The sequence below is a fragment of the Parabacteroides provencensis genome, assembly GCF_900232875.1.
In the GTDB taxonomy this organism is placed as follows: Bacteria; Bacteroidota; Bacteroidia; order Bacteroidales; family Tannerellaceae; genus Parabacteroides; species Parabacteroides chinchillae.
In genome coordinates this window covers 816,329-833,206 of the sequence record NZ_LT960488.1, presented here as the reverse complement: position 1 = coordinate 833,206, position 16,878 = coordinate 816,329, and the positions used below count along the sequence as shown (strand labels likewise).

Annotated in this window: 12 protein-coding genes and 2 pseudogenes; 3 read left to right on the top strand and 11 right to left on the bottom strand. The window is 44.3% G+C overall.

Annotated elements, in window-relative coordinates:
• Nucleotides 1-164 precede the first annotated feature (164 nt).
• From CTY47_RS03665 to pruA, 8 genes are all read right to left on the bottom strand, one after another.
• A complete protein-coding gene (locus CTY47_RS03665; protein WP_099463476.1) occupies nt 165-1,118 on the bottom strand; it encodes an N-acetylornithine carbamoyltransferase in 954 nt (317 codons plus the stop codon).
• A 67-nt stretch (nt 1,119-1,185) separates the two neighbouring features.
• On the bottom strand, nt 1,186-3,021 hold the full coding sequence (locus CTY47_RS03660) for a hypothetical protein (RefSeq protein ID WP_099463475.1): 1,836 nt from the start codon (nt 3,019-3,021) through the stop codon (nt 1,186-1,188).
• A gap of 88 nt (nt 3,022-3,109) precedes the next feature.
• Nucleotides 3,110-3,421: a DUF5686 family protein gene (locus CTY47_RS17260; protein ID WP_233202110.1), complete on the bottom strand. Its 312-nt coding sequence runs from the start codon at nt 3,419-3,421 to the stop codon at nt 3,110-3,112.
• A gap of 647 nt (nt 3,422-4,068) precedes the next feature.
• Nucleotides 4,069-6,222: a DUF1566 domain-containing protein gene (locus CTY47_RS03650; RefSeq protein WP_099463474.1), complete on the bottom strand. Its 2,154-nt coding sequence runs from the start codon at nt 6,220-6,222 to the stop codon at nt 4,069-4,071.
• Between the two features lie 695 nt (nt 6,223-6,917).
• A complete protein-coding gene (locus tag CTY47_RS03640) occupies nt 6,918-8,165 on the bottom strand; it encodes a glutamate-5-semialdehyde dehydrogenase (RefSeq protein WP_099463472.1) in 1,248 nt (415 codons plus the stop codon).
• 4 nt (nt 8,166-8,169) lie between these two features.
• Nucleotides 8,170-9,261 carry a glutamate 5-kinase gene (proB, locus tag CTY47_RS03635; protein WP_099463471.1) on the bottom strand — a complete coding sequence of 364 codons (1,092 nt, stop codon included), beginning with the start codon at nt 9,259-9,261 and terminating at the stop codon, nt 8,170-8,172.
• A gap of 32 nt (nt 9,262-9,293) precedes the next feature.
• Entirely contained in the window at nt 9,294-10,472 is a 1,179-nt protein-coding gene (locus tag CTY47_RS03630) for a proline dehydrogenase family protein (RefSeq protein WP_099463470.1), read from the bottom strand.
• A gap of 45 nt (nt 10,473-10,517) precedes the next feature.
• Complete coding sequence (pruA, locus tag CTY47_RS03625; protein ID WP_099463469.1) at nt 10,518-12,149, bottom strand: L-glutamate gamma-semialdehyde dehydrogenase; 1,632 nt, start codon at nt 12,147-12,149, stop codon at nt 10,518-10,520.
• 192 nt (nt 12,150-12,341) lie between these two features.
• Between pruA and CTY47_RS03620 the strand changes: the two genes are divergently transcribed.
• Nucleotides 12,342-12,530: a ferredoxin gene (locus CTY47_RS03620; protein ID WP_099463468.1), complete on the top strand. Its 189-nt coding sequence runs from the start codon at nt 12,342-12,344 to the stop codon at nt 12,528-12,530.
• Nucleotides 12,531-12,626: 96 nt separating this feature from the next.
• Here CTY47_RS03620 and CTY47_RS03615 read toward each other — a convergent pair.
• Together CTY47_RS03615 and CTY47_RS03610 are read right to left on the bottom strand one after the other, a co-directional pair.
• A pseudogene (locus tag CTY47_RS03615) lies at nt 12,627-12,782 on the bottom strand (helix-turn-helix transcriptional regulator); the annotation flags it as partial.
• Nucleotides 12,773-12,913, bottom strand: a pseudogene (locus tag CTY47_RS03610) (type II toxin-antitoxin system RelE/ParE family toxin); the annotation flags it as partial. The pseudogenes CTY47_RS03610 and CTY47_RS03615, both read right to left, overlap by 10 nt.
• Before the next feature lie 169 nt (nt 12,914-13,082).
• Here CTY47_RS03610 and CTY47_RS03605 point away from each other — a divergent pair.
• Together CTY47_RS03605 and CTY47_RS03600 are read left to right on the top strand one after the other, a co-directional pair.
• Nucleotides 13,083-13,637: a helix-turn-helix domain-containing protein gene (locus tag CTY47_RS03605; protein WP_099463465.1), complete on the top strand. Its 555-nt coding sequence runs from the start codon at nt 13,083-13,085 to the stop codon at nt 13,635-13,637.
• 59 nt (nt 13,638-13,696) lie between these two features.
• Complete coding sequence (locus tag CTY47_RS03600; RefSeq protein WP_099463464.1) at nt 13,697-15,349, top strand: AMP-binding protein; 1,653 nt, start codon at nt 13,697-13,699, stop codon at nt 15,347-15,349.
• Nucleotides 15,350-15,440: 91 nt separating this feature from the next.
• Here CTY47_RS03600 and CTY47_RS03595 read toward each other — a convergent pair whose 3' ends face one another.
• Entirely contained in the window at nt 15,441-16,865 is a 1,425-nt protein-coding gene (locus CTY47_RS03595) for a sugar porter family MFS transporter (protein WP_099463463.1), read from the bottom strand.
• Between the last annotated feature and the right edge of the window lie 13 nt (nt 16,866-16,878).

Genomic DNA, 16,878 nt, shown 5'->3' with positions numbered 1-16,878 from the left:
TAAATCTCCCCGGATGCTATTGAAAAATCATATCGATGTTTTTAGAAAATGATCCCGATGTTTTTAAAAAAACATCGGGATCATTTTGAAACGTATAGTAATGGCCCTGTTGCGGAAGAAAATATTAAATTGTGCTGTTGTCAAAAAATATAAGCACCTTCTTTTTATAATCCGGCTAATATTTTCTTTAAAACAGTTTCAGCCGATATTTCGCGGTTGGCTGCTTCAGGTATCACAATGCTTTGAGGACTTTCAATAACGTCGTCAGTTACAATCATATTTCGGCGAACAGGCAGGCAATGCATAAAATAGGCATTGTTTGTAAGTGCCATTTTCTCTGCGTCTACTGTCCAGCTACGATCCATATTGATAACTTTTCCGTAGTTCGGATCATTGTAAGCAGACCAATTCTTTGCATAAATGAAATCCGCACCTTCAAATGCTTTTCTTTGGTCATATTCTACGCGGGCATTGCCTACAAACTTGGAATTTAATTCGTAGCCTTCCGGGTGAGTTATTACAAACTCGTAGTCGGTTGCATTCATCCATTCTGCAAAACTGTTGGGTACGGCTTGCGGTAATGGTTTTGGATGAGGTGCCCATGTCATTACTACTTTCGGACGGGCTGTCTTTTTATATTCTTCTATTGTAATCAGATCAGCGAAACTTTGTAGCGGATGGCGTGTCGCAGCTTCCATACTGAATACAGGACGGCCGGAGTATTGGACGAACTGATTCAATATCTTTTCATTGTAGTCGTCTTCTTTACTTTCGAAACGGGCAAAAGAACGAACTCCTATGATGTCGCAATAGCATCCCATTACAGGTATAGCTTCTAATAGATGTTCCGGCTTGTCTCCGTCCATTATGACTCCGCGCTCGGTCTCTAATTTCCAGGCTCCCTGGTTTACATCCAGCACCATAGTGTTCATTCCCAAATTCATGGCAGCCTTTTGAGTACTCAATCGGGTACGTAAACTGGAGTTAAAGAATATCATTAACAGAGTTTTATTCTTTCCTAATTCTGTAAATTGGAAACGGTCTTTCTTTATTTCGAAAGCTTCGTTAAGCGCCTGCTCCAGATCGCCTAAATCCTGTACGCAAGTAAAGTTTCTCATTCTTTCTTATTTTATTGTAAGCCACAAATGTAACGATTTTTACCTAAACCAAAATAGATGGGAACCATCAGAATAAAATATCCACTTCCATATTGCTGATCCACTCTACCGGCCGGCCTGCAACTTTATTGCAGCTAACTGCAAATTTCAGAGGCAAAATAATTCCTAATGGAATACGTAACCAGGCCGGCATATTGAAATTATGCATTCCTATCAGTGACCCTAACTGAATGCCTAAAGACGGAGCAACAAGAAAACGTGTTTCCGCATTCCTGCGGTCCACACCCATTTCCATATAACCGTAAAGGCCAAGGAAACGTTTGGGAGAAACAAAAATATCCATATCATAATTCAGACCGGCTTTTACGTTCCAGTTTTTGATAGTGTAAGAATCAGACGGCGCATGCATATAATAGCCGGATATTGTAGGTGATAGCCATTGAGCAATATCGCCGGCTTTCATTTGCATACTTTTACCATCTCCGAACTTATGCCAGTTAATCATACTGACATTTAAGCGTCCTCCGTAAGTCATTACGCCGCTGCTATTACTGTGAATAGGTTTGCCTATTAAAAACATAAAGGAGTTTGCCACTCGCGAACGGATGAAATTGCGCGTGAAAGGTTCCTGCACAATAAGCTGTAGTTCTTCTTTATGCGTAGCGGCTTCTGCTTCAAGCGGTACATCGTCCAGGTTTGTACCGAATGGAATGGGAAATTCTTTAACTACAGGGAAACGGGCATATATAAATTGAGGCAGATCATCATGGTGTTCGGGTAATTCGTTGATAATGTCGTTTTCATTTCCATTCAGCGCATTATAATATCCTTTCCATACTTCTGTGATAGATTCGCATGTGGCAGTTACTGCTTGATAAAATACACGGGTTTCGCGTTCATAGCTATCACCTTTATCCAGTGTATACGGTCGTTTTTGAGTAACGCGGATATTCCGGTAGTCATTAGCGTCTTTATATTCTTCCATGTTTTGGTTAAGGCGTTTGTCTCCGTAGGCAGACCAGCTTTCACCTTTCAGGTTGGCTGTTTGTACGGGAATTGTATTATAAAAGTCGTGCAAACTTTTATTGTTGCAAACAGCGGATGCCGAGAATCCACGCCGTACCATTTGATGTCCCGAAGCAAAAGAATCTTGCAGAAAATGTTCGGCGAATGCTTCATAAAGAGTTGCATAAAACATCAGGTTGCTAGCCATTTCTTTATCTCCTTTGCGCATTTCTTTGCCGGCCTCTTGTGCCATATGGATAGCAAAAATGTGAATGCAGAAATATTTACTCATGGAAGGCAGACTGTTTAGTTTGCCGAATACCTCATTAACCTCTGAAGGATGCAGCAGACGGCGGATCAGGTTTACGTCGATCATTTTCAGGTGATCGTTCAATCCTTTTCCGTAAGCGTAGAAATGGGAAAGGTCCTTGATTGCCAAAATGCCATAAGCCAGGTTGATGTCTAGCAATTCTTTGCTTGATGCTCCGGTCAGGAATTCATTCATAGCTTTACTCTCCAGAGCCAATGTTCGGTTTGTCTTTGAGAAATGAGTTTGTAGCCCTGTTTCCAGTAATAAAGGATTTTCTACATGGTCTCCGGCCAAACCGCATAATGTTCCGTAAGTAACGATATTGGGTAATTGAGTAAGTTCATTCATTGCATAAGCGTTAGACTGGGGCATGTGCGACATATTTAATAATGTTAGCATAGCACTGTCTGCCGTTGCTTCGTCGGGAAATATTCCGTTTTCTACAAGATACCGGGGCATAAGTGACATTGCACGGTCTCCGATTTTGCGGTGTTCTGCATAGTCCCAGGCAAAAGCCGAAAGTGCCAATGCGATATTTCCCAGTATGAGAAATCCGCGACGGAGATGCGATTTCATTTTTTGTTTCATGTCAGTTCATATTTTATGAGTTGTTAATTGTCTGAATAATTCAAGCACAAGTTTTACACTGAGAGCTTGATATTTGAATTTATCGAAACTAAGAAAAAGCGCAAATAAAACGAAATAATATAAATGGACTTTCGTACATCAAATGTCCCTGAATATATTTGTCCGAAGCATTATACCAGTTTCCGTTCAGATTATGAAAAACACCTCCGAAACGGTCTCCCCAAGGCTCCGGAGAATAATTTTTAGCAAAATAACGAAAATCGGCGAAATAAGTGTTGTGTTGGTTAAAAAATAGTTCGCCGCTTAAATTATAACTTAACCGCTCTGATAGTCCTAGCTTTATGCTTTGGTGCAAACCCGCTTCGAATCTCCAGTAATTACCCGAACCTGCTGATGGTATGTTACTCCATTGCTTCCGAATGCCAATTGAAAAGGATTGATACCCTATATATAGAGATAGAACAAATGTATGATTATTTCGTTTGATTTACAATTAGAGTATGACGAAATGGAAGGTATTGGTTTTGGGTCATTCCCGTGACTTGCTTGAATTTCCTTGCTATGTAATGGCTTTAGCCTGGTTTTAGTTACCGTCCGCTTCAGCGGACGGCCTAAAGTATGTTCTCTTTGTTGGCTTTAGCCTAAGTTCAGTTGCCGTCTACTTTAGTGGACGGATTAAGGGATGTACATTCTCTGTTGGCTTTAGCCAAATTTCTTTCTGGGGTTGGGCTAAAGCCCTTGAAAGAGGGGAATCTACTGCCTCCGTCGGTTGAAACCGACGGCAATTGAAACCAGGCTAAAGCCATTTTCTATCTACCAATCAGATATCCCGGACACAGCCTAAAGGATGTTCTCTTTGTTGGCTTTAGCCTAAGTTCAGTTGCCGTCTACTTTAGTGGACGGATTAAGGGATGTACACTCTCTGTTGGCTTTAGCCAAATTTCTTTCCGGTTGGGCTAAAGCCCTTGAAAGGGGAGAATCTACAGCCTCCGTCGGTTGAAACCGACGGCAATTGAAACCAGGCTAAAGCCATATTCCATCTACCAATCAGATATCCCGGACACAGCGAACATAGAAACCGCCGGCCGTGCCGTTGTTACCGAAATAGCCCTTGCTGACGGTCAGACTGCAGCGCATGCCGATATCACCACCGTAGACCGAACTACTCCAGTAGGCGCCGATGTTGAACCCAGCGAAGCCTGATATAGCATCTAACTTAGCTTTATTCTGATATATGGCAAACAATTCTATAATTGTAGGAATACGCCAACCACTACCCTTACCTTTACAATAATCAATAGCAAGCTGATATTTAGAATAACTGCCACGCTCCGTTTTCTCAACCTCTATTGAATAAGGAGTACTTATAGTAGCACTAGAAGATACACCCTTATAATCAGAACCCGTTGTACCGGAAGAAGCACCACCATCGTAATTGAAGGGAGGGTAATCGGTAAAGTTTTTCCCCAGGGCTTCCACTTTAGCCTTGTAAGCATCGGCTACGGACTGGTTGATAGTGACCACAGGCAAGTTATCCCGCACACAGCGGACATAGTTGTTGCCGCCCGTCGTGGTGTAGTTACTGAAATTGCCACTGCCGAAGCCCAGTCTGCAGCGATTGCCGGCAAGACCACTGTGAACTGAACTACTCCAGTACCAAAAGTTGATGAACGCAGCGAAGCCGGATACGGATTCTAATGCCGCCCTATTCTGATACATAGCGAACAACTCGATCTGAGTAGGAACACGCCAACCACTACCCTTACCTTTACAATAATCAATAGCAGGCTGATAAATAGAATTACTACCACGCTCCGTTTTCTCAACCTCGAAAGAATAAGGCGTATTTAAAGTAGCGGTAGAAGAAACGCCCATATAATCGGAACCCGTTGTGCCGGAAGAAGCGCCACCATCGTAATTAAAAGGTGGATAATTCGTAAGGGTATACTCCTGGGCTTCCATTTTAGCCTTGTAAGCCGTGGCCAACGCTTGATTAACCGGTACCCACACAGAAGCCACGCTGTGCCATATCCGGGGATCGTCATTCTTATAATATAGGTTGCCACTACTATTCGTTACGTAGCTTCTAATAAATTCAAGTGAATTGTTGATGTTTACCGTCAGCGTGTAGTTGGTGTGTCGGCGTAGTGAGAAGTCTCCCACACTGCCGCTTTTGCCTATAAAGACGTCGAAGTGGCATGTGTAGGCATCGTCTGTTGCCAGGGTTTTGCTTCCCGTCAGCGTTACCCTTGCAGCATCGGGTGCTTTCAGCCTGTTTCTTTCGGTAGCGTTAGTGGCCGAGTAGCCGGATTGTACGTTTTCTCCTACATACCAGGTTACGGTGTTAGCATTTACGGAGGTGGAGTTCTCCACTCCTGCGGGGTTTGTGTTGCTTCCTGTTCCGTCGTAGTTGTTTTTTGTCCCGAAGCACTTTTTGCCTGCGTTTACGAGTTGGATTCCAGTGCGCGGTATGGTTCCTCCGCCTTGTGAGCTATAGGGTATGGAGAAGGTTTGATTCACCACCGTTACTTTCGCCAGCGTGCGGTATAATGAGACAGAAACAACGCCACCAAAAGCACCCGATGACAAGTTAACCGTTGCCGTTCCGGCGTAGGGTACGTCTGCATCCGAACTGATCGTGTTCGTCATCACCAGTGTTTGAAAGGTTGTATAGTTTCCTGTGAAGTTCGCAAAGTTTCCTGTGCCTCCCGTGCTGGCGTAGCTGTTTGTTGCCGCATTGTCGTTTGCTACAATCACCAGCCGGCAACTTGTTGCTGCCGGATCAGCTACGTTTGTAAAGGTTACTATTTTGTTTGTGTTTGCCGTCATGGTTCCGATGTTGGCTCTGCCGTTGAACGTTCCGTCGCTCTTAAAGAGGAGGGCGTAGACGTTTTTCAGCGTTGTTGGCGCTTTGGTCATCGGACTGGAAACAGCAACGCTGTCCGCATCACTCGATACCAGTTCGTAGCTGAAGCCTGCTTGCGCTGCTTCGCTTCCCGGGGCTGCTTCGCGGATCAGCGCTCTCGTCTCCGGTATGGCTTCTACGTCGGTTTTGAGCGTAAGCGTCAGGGTGTGCCCTGTGGTTTTGTCTTTTTCTAGTCCGTCGTCGTCGTTGCAGGCGGTCAATGCAGGCAGCATTGCCAGCATTATCAGGAAACCGGCCGCGAGGTAGCGGGTTTTGATCGCTTTTGTTTGTTCCATAACTTTGAATTTAGAGAGTTAATATTAGGTTGAAAATTGAGAAATCCGTTCTGTAGAGCCTCTGTAGGCCTACGGAGGTATCACCGGAGCTCCGGCAAGGGTTTTGTAGGGGTACAAAATGGCTGCCGGTGCGTCTGTAATGGTTTTGTAGGCCTACAAAATGGCCGCAGCTGCTCCGGTAATGGTTTTGTAGGTGTACGGAGCCTCCGCCGGTGCGTCGGTAATACTTTTGTAGGTGTACGGAGGTTTTCCGTGCGGTACGGACACACGTTTTCGGCAGGCTGCAAGGGCAGCCTGCTATGTTTTGATTGAGTTTTACCGGGAAAAAGGAGGAGGAAAGGTTACGTTTTTTTTGCAAAATTTCCTTCTTCATGAAGAAGGTCTGCGGAACATACATGTTCCGCAGATATATGTCTTATACAAGGAATGTATTTCATCTTGTTTATGAAATGTTGCGGGGGCAAAGATAGGGATTTCTTGTGCGGTAAGGAAAAATATCTGCGTAAATCTGCGCTTGTTTGCGGAATACAGTCTCGGGCTTTTGCCTGTGATCTCTTTGAACTGCCGGAAGAAGGAGGTGCGTGAATAAAGACGGCTCATCGCGTTCTGTTCATCTGTAGAAACACTCTTTTTTCTATCCTGGGCCTGGCAGGAGATACGAACGATTTGGTATCTATAATGAACGAATTGGAACGTTATTCTCTTACTTGTCCTTCTCCTTCGATTATGTATTTGTATGTAGTGAGTTCGGGCAATGCCATTGGGCCCCGGGCATGCAGTTTTTGTGTGCTGATACCTATTTCGGCACCGAAGCCGAATTGTGCACCGTCGGTAAAGGCTGTAGATACGTTTGCATACACACAGGCGGCGTCTACCATTTGCTGGAATTTGCGGATGGCTTCGCCTGATTCGCTGACAATACTTTCGCTGTGTTTCGAACTGTAGCGTGAGATATGTTGCAGGGCTTCATCAAACGTGTTTACGGTGCGGATGCTCATCTTGTAGTCCAGAAATTCCGTTCCGAAACTGTCGGGGGCGGCAGGCCGGAGTAATTCGGACGGGTATTGGTTGCAGAGTGCGGCATAGGCAGGTTTGTCGGCATAAATTATCACCCGGCTGTTTTGCAGCTTGCTGCAAATGTAGGGGAGGTCGGACAGGCGGTCGTGGTGGATAATGAGGCAGTCTAATGCGTTGCACACACTTACGCGACGTGTCTTTGCATTGTTCACAATGGCCTGGCCTTTCTCTTTATCTCCGTCTTTATCGAAATAAGTATGACAGATTCCTGCACCGGTTTCAATTACCGGAACACGGGCATTATCACGTACAAAGTTGATAAGCGAACTGCTTCCGCGCGGAATGATCAAATCTACCAGCCCGACTGCATTTAACAGTTCGGCTGTCGATTCCCTGCCGGGGGGAAGTAGCGTACAGACTGCCGGATTTATAGTATGGCGCTCAAGTACGCGATGTATAATCCCGACTAAAGCTCTGTTTGAACAGTCTGCATCCGATCCTCCTTTCAGCACACAGGCATTACCGCTTTTGAAGCAGAGCGAAAACACGTCGAAAGTAACATTCGGCCGGGCTTCATAAATTACGCCTATTACGCCGAAAGGCACGGTTATTTTCCGTATCACCATTCCGTTGGGACGGGTTGCTTCATCCAGCGTTTTGCCCAGCGGGGTGGACAGGGTGGCTACGTTACGCATATCTCCGGCAATTCCTTTCAGTCGATCGGGGGTGAGTCTCAGCCGGTCGTATTTCGGATTGGCCGGATCCATTCGCGACAGGTCTTTGGCATTCTCTGCCAATACGTATGACTGGCAGTTTAATAATTCTTGTGCCGTGTCTTGCAGAATCCGGTTGATCTTGTTATCACTTAACGTCAGTAATGAACGCGATCCGTTTACTGCTTGCTCCAATGTCTTTATTATACTCATACTTTTATGCCTGGTCTAAATATAAATAATCGTAATGTATCAGCGGTTTCAAATCGCGGTGCCCGATAAGCCGGGTAGCCTCCCTGCTATCATAGCCGGCACAGCCTACGCCTAATTGTATACCTTCTTCGTTGATTATTTTTACGATGTCGTCTTTTTCAAATTCTCCTTTTATATGTGTTACGCCAACCAACAGGATACTGGTTGCCTTCGGGTCGAGAAGTGCTTCCTCGGCACCTTTGTTGATATGGATTTCTCCTTTGGCAAAGCCTTCGGAATGGGCGATCCATTTCTTTACGCTGCTTACGGGTTTGGGCGAAGGAAGAAAGCGTGTGCAAACCGTATCGCTTCCTTTAGCCAATAATTCCAGCAGGATATTGTCCTTCTTGCCGTTGGCAATGATAACGGTGATGCCTTCGTCGGCTACCTTGCGGGCGATATTGCATTTGGTTAACATACCGCCGCGTCCGAATGAAGATTTGCTTGTTTGTACATATTCGGACAAGTCCTGTTTGCCGTTGTCTATTGTCCGGATTACCTCGGATGCCGGGTCTTGCGGGTTGCCGTTGTATATACCGTCTATATTACTTAATATGATGAGTGCATCCATGCCCATCATGGTGGCGATGAGGCCGGACAGTTCGTCGTTGTCGGTAAACATCAGTTCCGTAACGGAGATGGTATCGTTTTCGTTTACAATGGGAATTACTTTGTTTTCCAACATTACTTCCATGCAGTGCTTCTGGTTGAGATAGTGCGTACGGCTACCAAAGTTCTCCTTGGTGGTCAATACTTGTCCGCAAGCTATTTTGTGTTCGCGGAACAGTTCGAAGTACCGGTTTATTAATTTTGCCTGGCCTACGGCAGAGTAAAGTTGGCGGGCAGATACGTGATCCAGCTTTTTGTTTGGCTTCACTTCGCTTCGTCCCGAAGCTACGGCTCCGGATGATATTAAGATTACTTCTATACCATGCTGATGAAGCTCTGCAACCTGATCTGCTAGTGCAGACATACGGGTGACATCCAGCGAGCCGTCTTTGCGCGTGAGTACGTTGCTTCCGATTTTGATTGCAATTCTTGTAAACTGATATGCCATATTTACGATACTTTAGTTTGCAAATATAGATACTATTTTTTTCTTGTTTGTGTACGACGCTGCATTTCGTGCTTTAGCATACGAAGCTCGCGGCTTGTTTGCCCCGCTACGGATGTGTTTTCTTCTGCCCGTCGTATCAGATAGGGAAGTACATCCCGAACGGGAGCGTACGGAACATATTTGGTAACATTAAATCCCTCGTGTGCAAGGTTGAATGAAATGTTATCACTCATTCCCAGCAATTGGGCAAAGAAGATTCTGGAGTCGTTGTGCGGGATTCCTTTTTCATCCATCAGCTTAGCCAGCTTATAATTGCTTTCTTCGTTGTGGGTTCCCATAAACATTTCGAAACGATCCAGATGATCCATTACGAAAGCTACTCCGGCATCATAGTTTTCATCAGTAGCCTGTTTGTCTTTGCAGATGGGGTCGGGATAACCCAATGCTGCGGCGCGGGCACGTTCTTCTTCCATGTAAGCGCCTCTTACAAATTTGACTCCTGCGATATAGCCTTTTTCTATTGTGTCATCGTATATGCGGCGCAGGTACGGCATGCGGTCATGACGGTACATTTGCAATGTGGCAAAGACGATGGCGCGTTTCTTGTTGAACCGGCGCATGGCATCGTCTGTCAATTCGTCGATGGCGTCCTGAAAGCAATAGTCTTCGGCATCCACAAGAATACGGACATCGTTATCGTAAGCGCGTTGGCAAAGAGCCATGAAACGTTCGCGGAATTCCCTGAATTGTTTTACTTCTTCGATAGTCAGCTCACTGCGTTTCTCGGAAGCTTTGCAAAGTAGTTCGTCGGTTGTTATGGTTGAAGGCTTAAACACGGCGTAAGCCAGATTAGGATTTCCTTTTGCGTAGTCTATAGATTTTAAAGTCTCTTCAAACGTGGCGCGGATGCCTTCAGGGGTTTGTTCGCCTTCGGCGGAGAAGTCGAGCGTCGATTTAACGTTGAACTTCGTTAAATGGTTGATTACCCCGGCACAATCCTGCAAAGTTTCGCCTCCTACGAATTGCTTGTAAAGTGTAGGCTTTACAGCCCATGCCAAAGGAAAATGAATCTTGATGGCAACCGAGCTTCCTATCTTTGCGCACTTTACCAGCCACGGGTGTTTTATGGTGTTAAAAAGAAGGTAAGCATTCTTTAGTTCGCCCTGTGATTTAGCCGAGAAAGCAATCTCGGTGTTATTAAAATCCAACATAGTATTCGATTTGTGAAGTTGATTTATCAGGTTGTCCGGAATTAATTATTTTTCTCCCAAGAATGGATATTTATAGTCTGTTGGTGGAACAAGCGCTTCCTTGATAGTCCGCGGATTTGTCCATCGGATCAGGTTCAACGGACCACCTGCCTTGTCGTTCGTTCCCGAAGCTCTTGAACCTCCGAATGGCTGTTGGGCAATAACAGCACCGGTAGGCTTGTCGTTGATATAGAAGTTTCCGGCGGCATAGCGGAGTTTGTTGAATGCTACGTCTATCGCATAACGGTCGCGGGCAAAGATAGAGCCTGTTAAAGCATATGGAGAAGTGCGGTCGCACAATTCGAGTGTTTCTTCATATTTGGCATCATCGTAAACGTATACCGTAATAACCGGGCCGAATATTTCTTCCACCATTGATTTGAACATAGGGTTGGTGGTTTGGATAACAGTAGGTTCCACAAAGTAACCTTTTGACTTGTCTCCATGTCCGCCGAAGATTACTTCCGCGTCGGGCGATTGCTTGGCGTAGTTGATGTAACTCATAATATTGTCGAATGATGCTTCATCTATCACTGCGTTTATAAAGTTGGAAAAGTCTTGTACGTCTCCCATCTTGATTTCTTTCAGCATTTCGCCTACCTGTTCTTTTATTTCTTTCCAGAGTGAAGCCGGTATATAAGCGCGTGAGCCGGCGGAACATTTTTGTCCCTGATATTCGAATGCGCCGCGTACAATGGCTGTTGCAACATCAGCTGTAGGAGCGGACGGGTGCACGAATATGAAATTCTTCCCACCTGTTTCTCCTACGATTTTCGGATAAGATTTATAGGTGCCAAGGTTTTCTCCCATCTGTCTCCAAAGGGTGTTGAATGTGGAAGTCGAACCTGTAAAATGGAAACCTGCCAGATCACGGCTGGTAGTAACGACCTTGCCGATTACGCTTCCCTGGCCGGGGATAAAGTTGACAACGCCGTCGGGTAAGCCTGCTTCCCGGAATATTTTCATCAACAGGTAATTGGAATGGATAGCGGTGGTAGATGGTTTCCATACGCAAACATTTCCCATCATGGCAGGAGCCAGGTTTAGGTTGGATGCGATAGAGGTGAAGTTGAAAGGCGTAAGCGAGAATACAAAACCTTCGAGGGCGCGATACTCCATCCGGTTCAATATACCGGTCTCGGAATAAGGCTGATCGGCATAAAGCTGGCTTGCATAGAATGTACTGAAACGCAGGAAATCAATTAGTTCGCAAGGGGCATCAATTTCTGCCTGCATCGGATTTTTACTCTGGCCTAACATTACGGATGCATTTACCAGATAACGGTATTTAGTAGAAATCAATTCAGCAACACGAAGCATAACGGATGCGCGTTCCACCCAAGACAATTCCGACCAGTCTTTATGTGCTTTCATGGCGGCGTCAATTGCCATTTGCACTTCTTTTTCGCCGGCTTTGTGGTAAGTTGCCAGTACATGGTGATGATCGTGCGGCATGACCACTTTTCCGGTATTTCCTGTACGGATTTCTTTTCCTCCTATTACTAGGGGAATATCCCATTCTTCGGAACTAAGTTGTGCGAGGGTTTGTTTTAATGCCTTCTTTTCGGCAGAACCGGGAGCATAGGCTTTTACTGGCTCGTTAATTGGCTTCGGAAAGCTGAAAATTGCGTTATCCATTGTAATTCAGATTTTATATAAGGTTAAATACATAATGTTATATGTTTGTAAACTTACGGAATATTATGAGAAAATAGACAGCATTATAGTTAAAATATTTTTAAAGGATGGGTAAGTGTTGACAAAGTGTCGCAACATTCCGGTATACGGGACTGTTATTATTACAAGTTAATCATCTTAAAGGAAAGAATTATGGCAATAAGTAGAGTTTGGATAGAAGACGGCTGTATAGCCTGTGGCAACTGCGAGTCGGTTTGCCCTGAAGTATTTACTGTATCAGATCACTCAGAAGTAAGAGAAGGTGTTGTTTTTGCCGACTTTGAAGCAGGCATCAAGCAAGCTGCCGATGAGTGTCCGGTTGAAGTAATTAAATTCGAATAACAAACCGGAATTTGTTTTTCATCGCTTCCGAATATATTCCTAACGCGGGGCAAACGCAACTTAGTTGTAGTTTGCCCCGGTTCATTTTAGCACTTCTTACATGACCGGGTTCAACTCAACAGTTAATCCCAAAGCTGAGGCGATACGGTAGAAGGTAGATACCTTCGGTTCCGTTCTGCCGGTCTCAACACGGGAAATGTAAGATTTATTAGTCCCGATCCTCTCTGCAAGTTCCGCCTGTGTCATGTTCGCTCATAATATTCTTCCTTTAGTTTTAATGCTTTATCTATTTCTTTATCAGGTGTTTTCTGGGTTTTCTTCTGAAAGCCATTGAACAATATCACTATTTGTCCCTCGTCAAAGCAAAAGAAAATCCGGTAGATTCTTACCTTGATTTAGTTTTGTTCTGCGGACTTTTTAATCGTTTGATACTATGCTTTTATTCTTTTGACCAGGGGCAAAATTGATTATTTATTCCTGTACTTTTTATTAGAAAGTGCTGTATTTCTTCTTACCTTTGGTGCATCTTAATCATAATAAAAACTACATCAGATGAATGAGCAGATACGACAAATTGCAGAACGTCTGGCCGGGTTGCGTGATGCATTGGAGATTACGCCTGAAGAACTTGCCAGAGTATGCAACATCACCACGGATGAATATCTTTTGCTTGAAAGCGGTACGGTGGATATTTCGGTAAGTGTACTCCATCAGATATCTCAGGCTTATGGTGTTGAGCTGACTACACTAATGTTTGGAGACGAACCGAAGATGAGTGCTTACTTTGTTACCCGTAAAGGAAAAGGTATAGCTGTAGAGCGTACCAAAGCCTATAAATACCAATCACTGGCGGCTGGTTTTGCCGGACGAAAGGCCGATCCTTTTTTGGTGACTGTTCATCCTAAGCCGGATGAAGAGCCTGTTTATCTGAACTCGCATCCGGGACAGGAATATAATCTTGTATTGAGCGGACGTATGCTTTTGCAGATAAATAATAAGGAATTGATACTGGAAGAAGGAGACAGTATCTACTTTAACTCTGAGTTGCCTCATGGAATGAAGGCTCTGGATGGAGAAAAAGTAAGTTTTTTGGCGATCATTTTATAAATTAAGACTTGGAAGCTAAGGAATCGGAATCCTTGTCTTCAATTATCAATTAAGAGAATATGTTAGAAAGATTCATAGACCAAACGACTTTCACGTCGCAAGAGGACTTTAAGAAAAACTTCAGGATAAAAGTGCCTGAGAACTTTAATTTCGGCTATGATGTAGTAGATGCATGGGCTGCCGAAGAACCGGATAAGAAAGCGCTTTGCTGGACGAATGATCACGGAGAGCATATTGATTTTACTTTTGCCGATCTGAAAAAATATACCGATCAGACAGCATCATATTTCCAGTCTTTAGGTATAGGGCACGGAGATATGGTGATGCTTATATTGAAACGCAGATATGAATTTTGGTTCAGTATCATAGCATTGCATAAGTTGGGGGCAGTCGTTATTCCTGCTACTCACTTATTGACGAAGAAAGATATCGTATATCGTGCCAATGCGGCTGATATAAAGATGATAGTTTGTGCCGGAGAAGAGCCTATACTTTCCCATATAAAAGATTCTCTTGCCGATTCACCGTCTATTAAGACTGTTGTTTCTGTAGGCCCTGAACTGGGAAGTTTTGATGACTTTCATGAAGGTATAAGAAATGCTGCTCCATTTGTACGTCCGGCACGTGCGAATAGTAATGACGATATTTCGCTGATGTATTTTACTTCAGGTACAACAGGCAACCCGAAAATGGTGGCTCACGACTTTACTTATCCTTTGGGACATATCGTTACGGGTAGCTTTTGGCACAACCTGCATAAAGACAGTTTGCATCTTACGATCGCCGATACCGGTTGGGGAAAAGCCGTTTGGGGCAAACTATATGGCCAATGGATTGCCGGTGCTACGGTATTTGTGTACGACCATGAAAAGTTTACACCGGCCGATATGTTGCAGATGATTCAGGATTACCGTATTACTTCATTGTGTGCCCCGCCTACTATTTTCCGTTTCCTTATACGTGAAGATATTAGCAAGTATGATCTTTCTTCGCTGCAGTATTGTACGATAGCCGGCGAAGCGTTGAATCCTGCCGTGTACGATACATTTTATAAGCTTACGGGTATTAAGCTGATGGAAGGTTTTGGCCAGACGGAAACGACTCTGACGGTTGCTACATTCCCATGGATGGAACCAAAGCCAGGATCGATGGGCGTTCCAAATCCTCAATATGATGTAGACCTTTTGCGCCCGGACGGGACAAAAGCAGAAGACGGAGAACAGGGACAAATCGTAATCCATACAGTTAATGGTAAGCCTATTGGTTTGTTTAAAGAATATTATCGGGATGCAGAACGTACGCATGAAGCCTGGCATGATGGGTTATATTACACAGGTGATGTTGCCTGGCGTGATGAAGACGGATATCTGTGGTTTGTTGGCCGTGCCGATGATGTGATTAAAAGTTCCGGCTATCGTATCGGCCCGTTTGAAGTGGAAAGTGCGTTGATGACACATCCGGCAGTTGTAGAGTGCGCCATTACCGGTGTGCCCGATGAAATACGCGGACAAGTGGTAAAAGCCACAATTGTATTGGCTAAGGATTATAAGTCGAAAGCCGGCGAAGCTCTGGTAAAGGAACTTCAAGAACACGTTAAAAAGGTTACCGCTCCTTATAAATATCCTCGTGTTGTTGAATTTGTAGACGAACTGCCTAAAACAATCAGCGGTAAGATACGCAGGGTAGAAATCAGAGATAAGGATAATAAGTAGATTGCTATAAAGAATATATAAAGAAAGCCGGAGTTTTTATAAAAAACTCCGGCTTATTAGTTTAAAGCAAAGATCCTATGGAAAAGCGTCTTTACTCTGAAATCATTTTTTCAATTTCTTCCAATGAGCGTCCGGTTGTTTCGGGAACCAGTTTCCACATGATAAACATGTAAGGAATACACATGGCGGCAAACAATAGGAATGTTCCTTCCGGAGTCAAGTTCTTCAGCATCCACGGGGTTAACTGTCCGATCAAGTATGTACCGATCCATAAAGAGAATCCAGCAATAGACATGGCAAGACCACGCACGCGAATCGGGAACATTTCTGATAGAAGAACAAATACTACCGCACAGATTGAGATTGCACAACAGAAAATGTAGAACATGAATGATACCAACAGGAATATACTTGATATGCCCATTGCTTCACCGTTATGGAAGTAGAATGCAATTAGCAATAATGCTAAAATCATACCTGAAACTCCCCAGTATACCAGTTTCTTACGTCCTACTTTGTCGATGATAAACAATGCAATGATAGTAGTAATCATGTTAACCAAACCAACAAGTACTTGGTAGAATAATGAATCGCCGCCTGAAAGCCCGCTTTGTTCAAAGATTGTAGGACCGTAGTATAGCACGGCATTTACACCCATAAACTGACCCAGAATGGCAATGGCAGAACCAACAAGTACCATCTTAAAGATAGCCGGCTTGAAAAGATAAGCCCATTGGCCTGACTTTGAGGAATCCTCGCTTATTACCATCTGGCGGGTACTTTCCAACTGGCTTACCGCTTCCTGGATACTTCCATAGATACGTTGCAGAATATGCTGTGCACTGTCGTCGCGACGTTTTAGAATTAACCAACGCGGGCTTTCCGGTATGAAGAATATCACTATAAAGAATATAACGGAAGGAACGGCACACATTCCTAACATGCCGCGCCACGATTCGGTATAGAATACTTTTTCGAATAGAGAGACGGATGCCGGATCGGTTATTGTTGCCATACCGCTTTCGGCCAGGTTCAGCAAAAGATGGTTTACCAGATAGGCTCCTACCATACCGACTGTTACACCGAACTGGTAAAGTGATACAAGGCTGCCGCGATATTTTGCAACAGCTACTTCTGATATATATAACGGAGATATGATGGAAACAATACCGATACCTACACCTACAAAGATGCGGGAAACAATAAGCATTGTGAAATCCGTACTTACTGCACAGCCTATGGCAGAAAGCGAGAAAAGGATGGCGGAGAATAACATTGTGCGTTTACGCCCGAACATATCACCTAAAATACCGGCAACAGATACACCGCCGATCGAACCGACCAGTGCGCAACCTACGTACCAGCCCAGTTGCATCTCATCAAGCCCGAATAATTTAGCTACTTGCTGATTGGTTCCGGATACAACTGCTGTGTCATATCCGAAAAGAAATCCGCCTAAAGCAGCAACGAGAGATAGGAATATTACATATCCCATGTTAACATTGTTGTTTTTCATAAATTACAGTCTT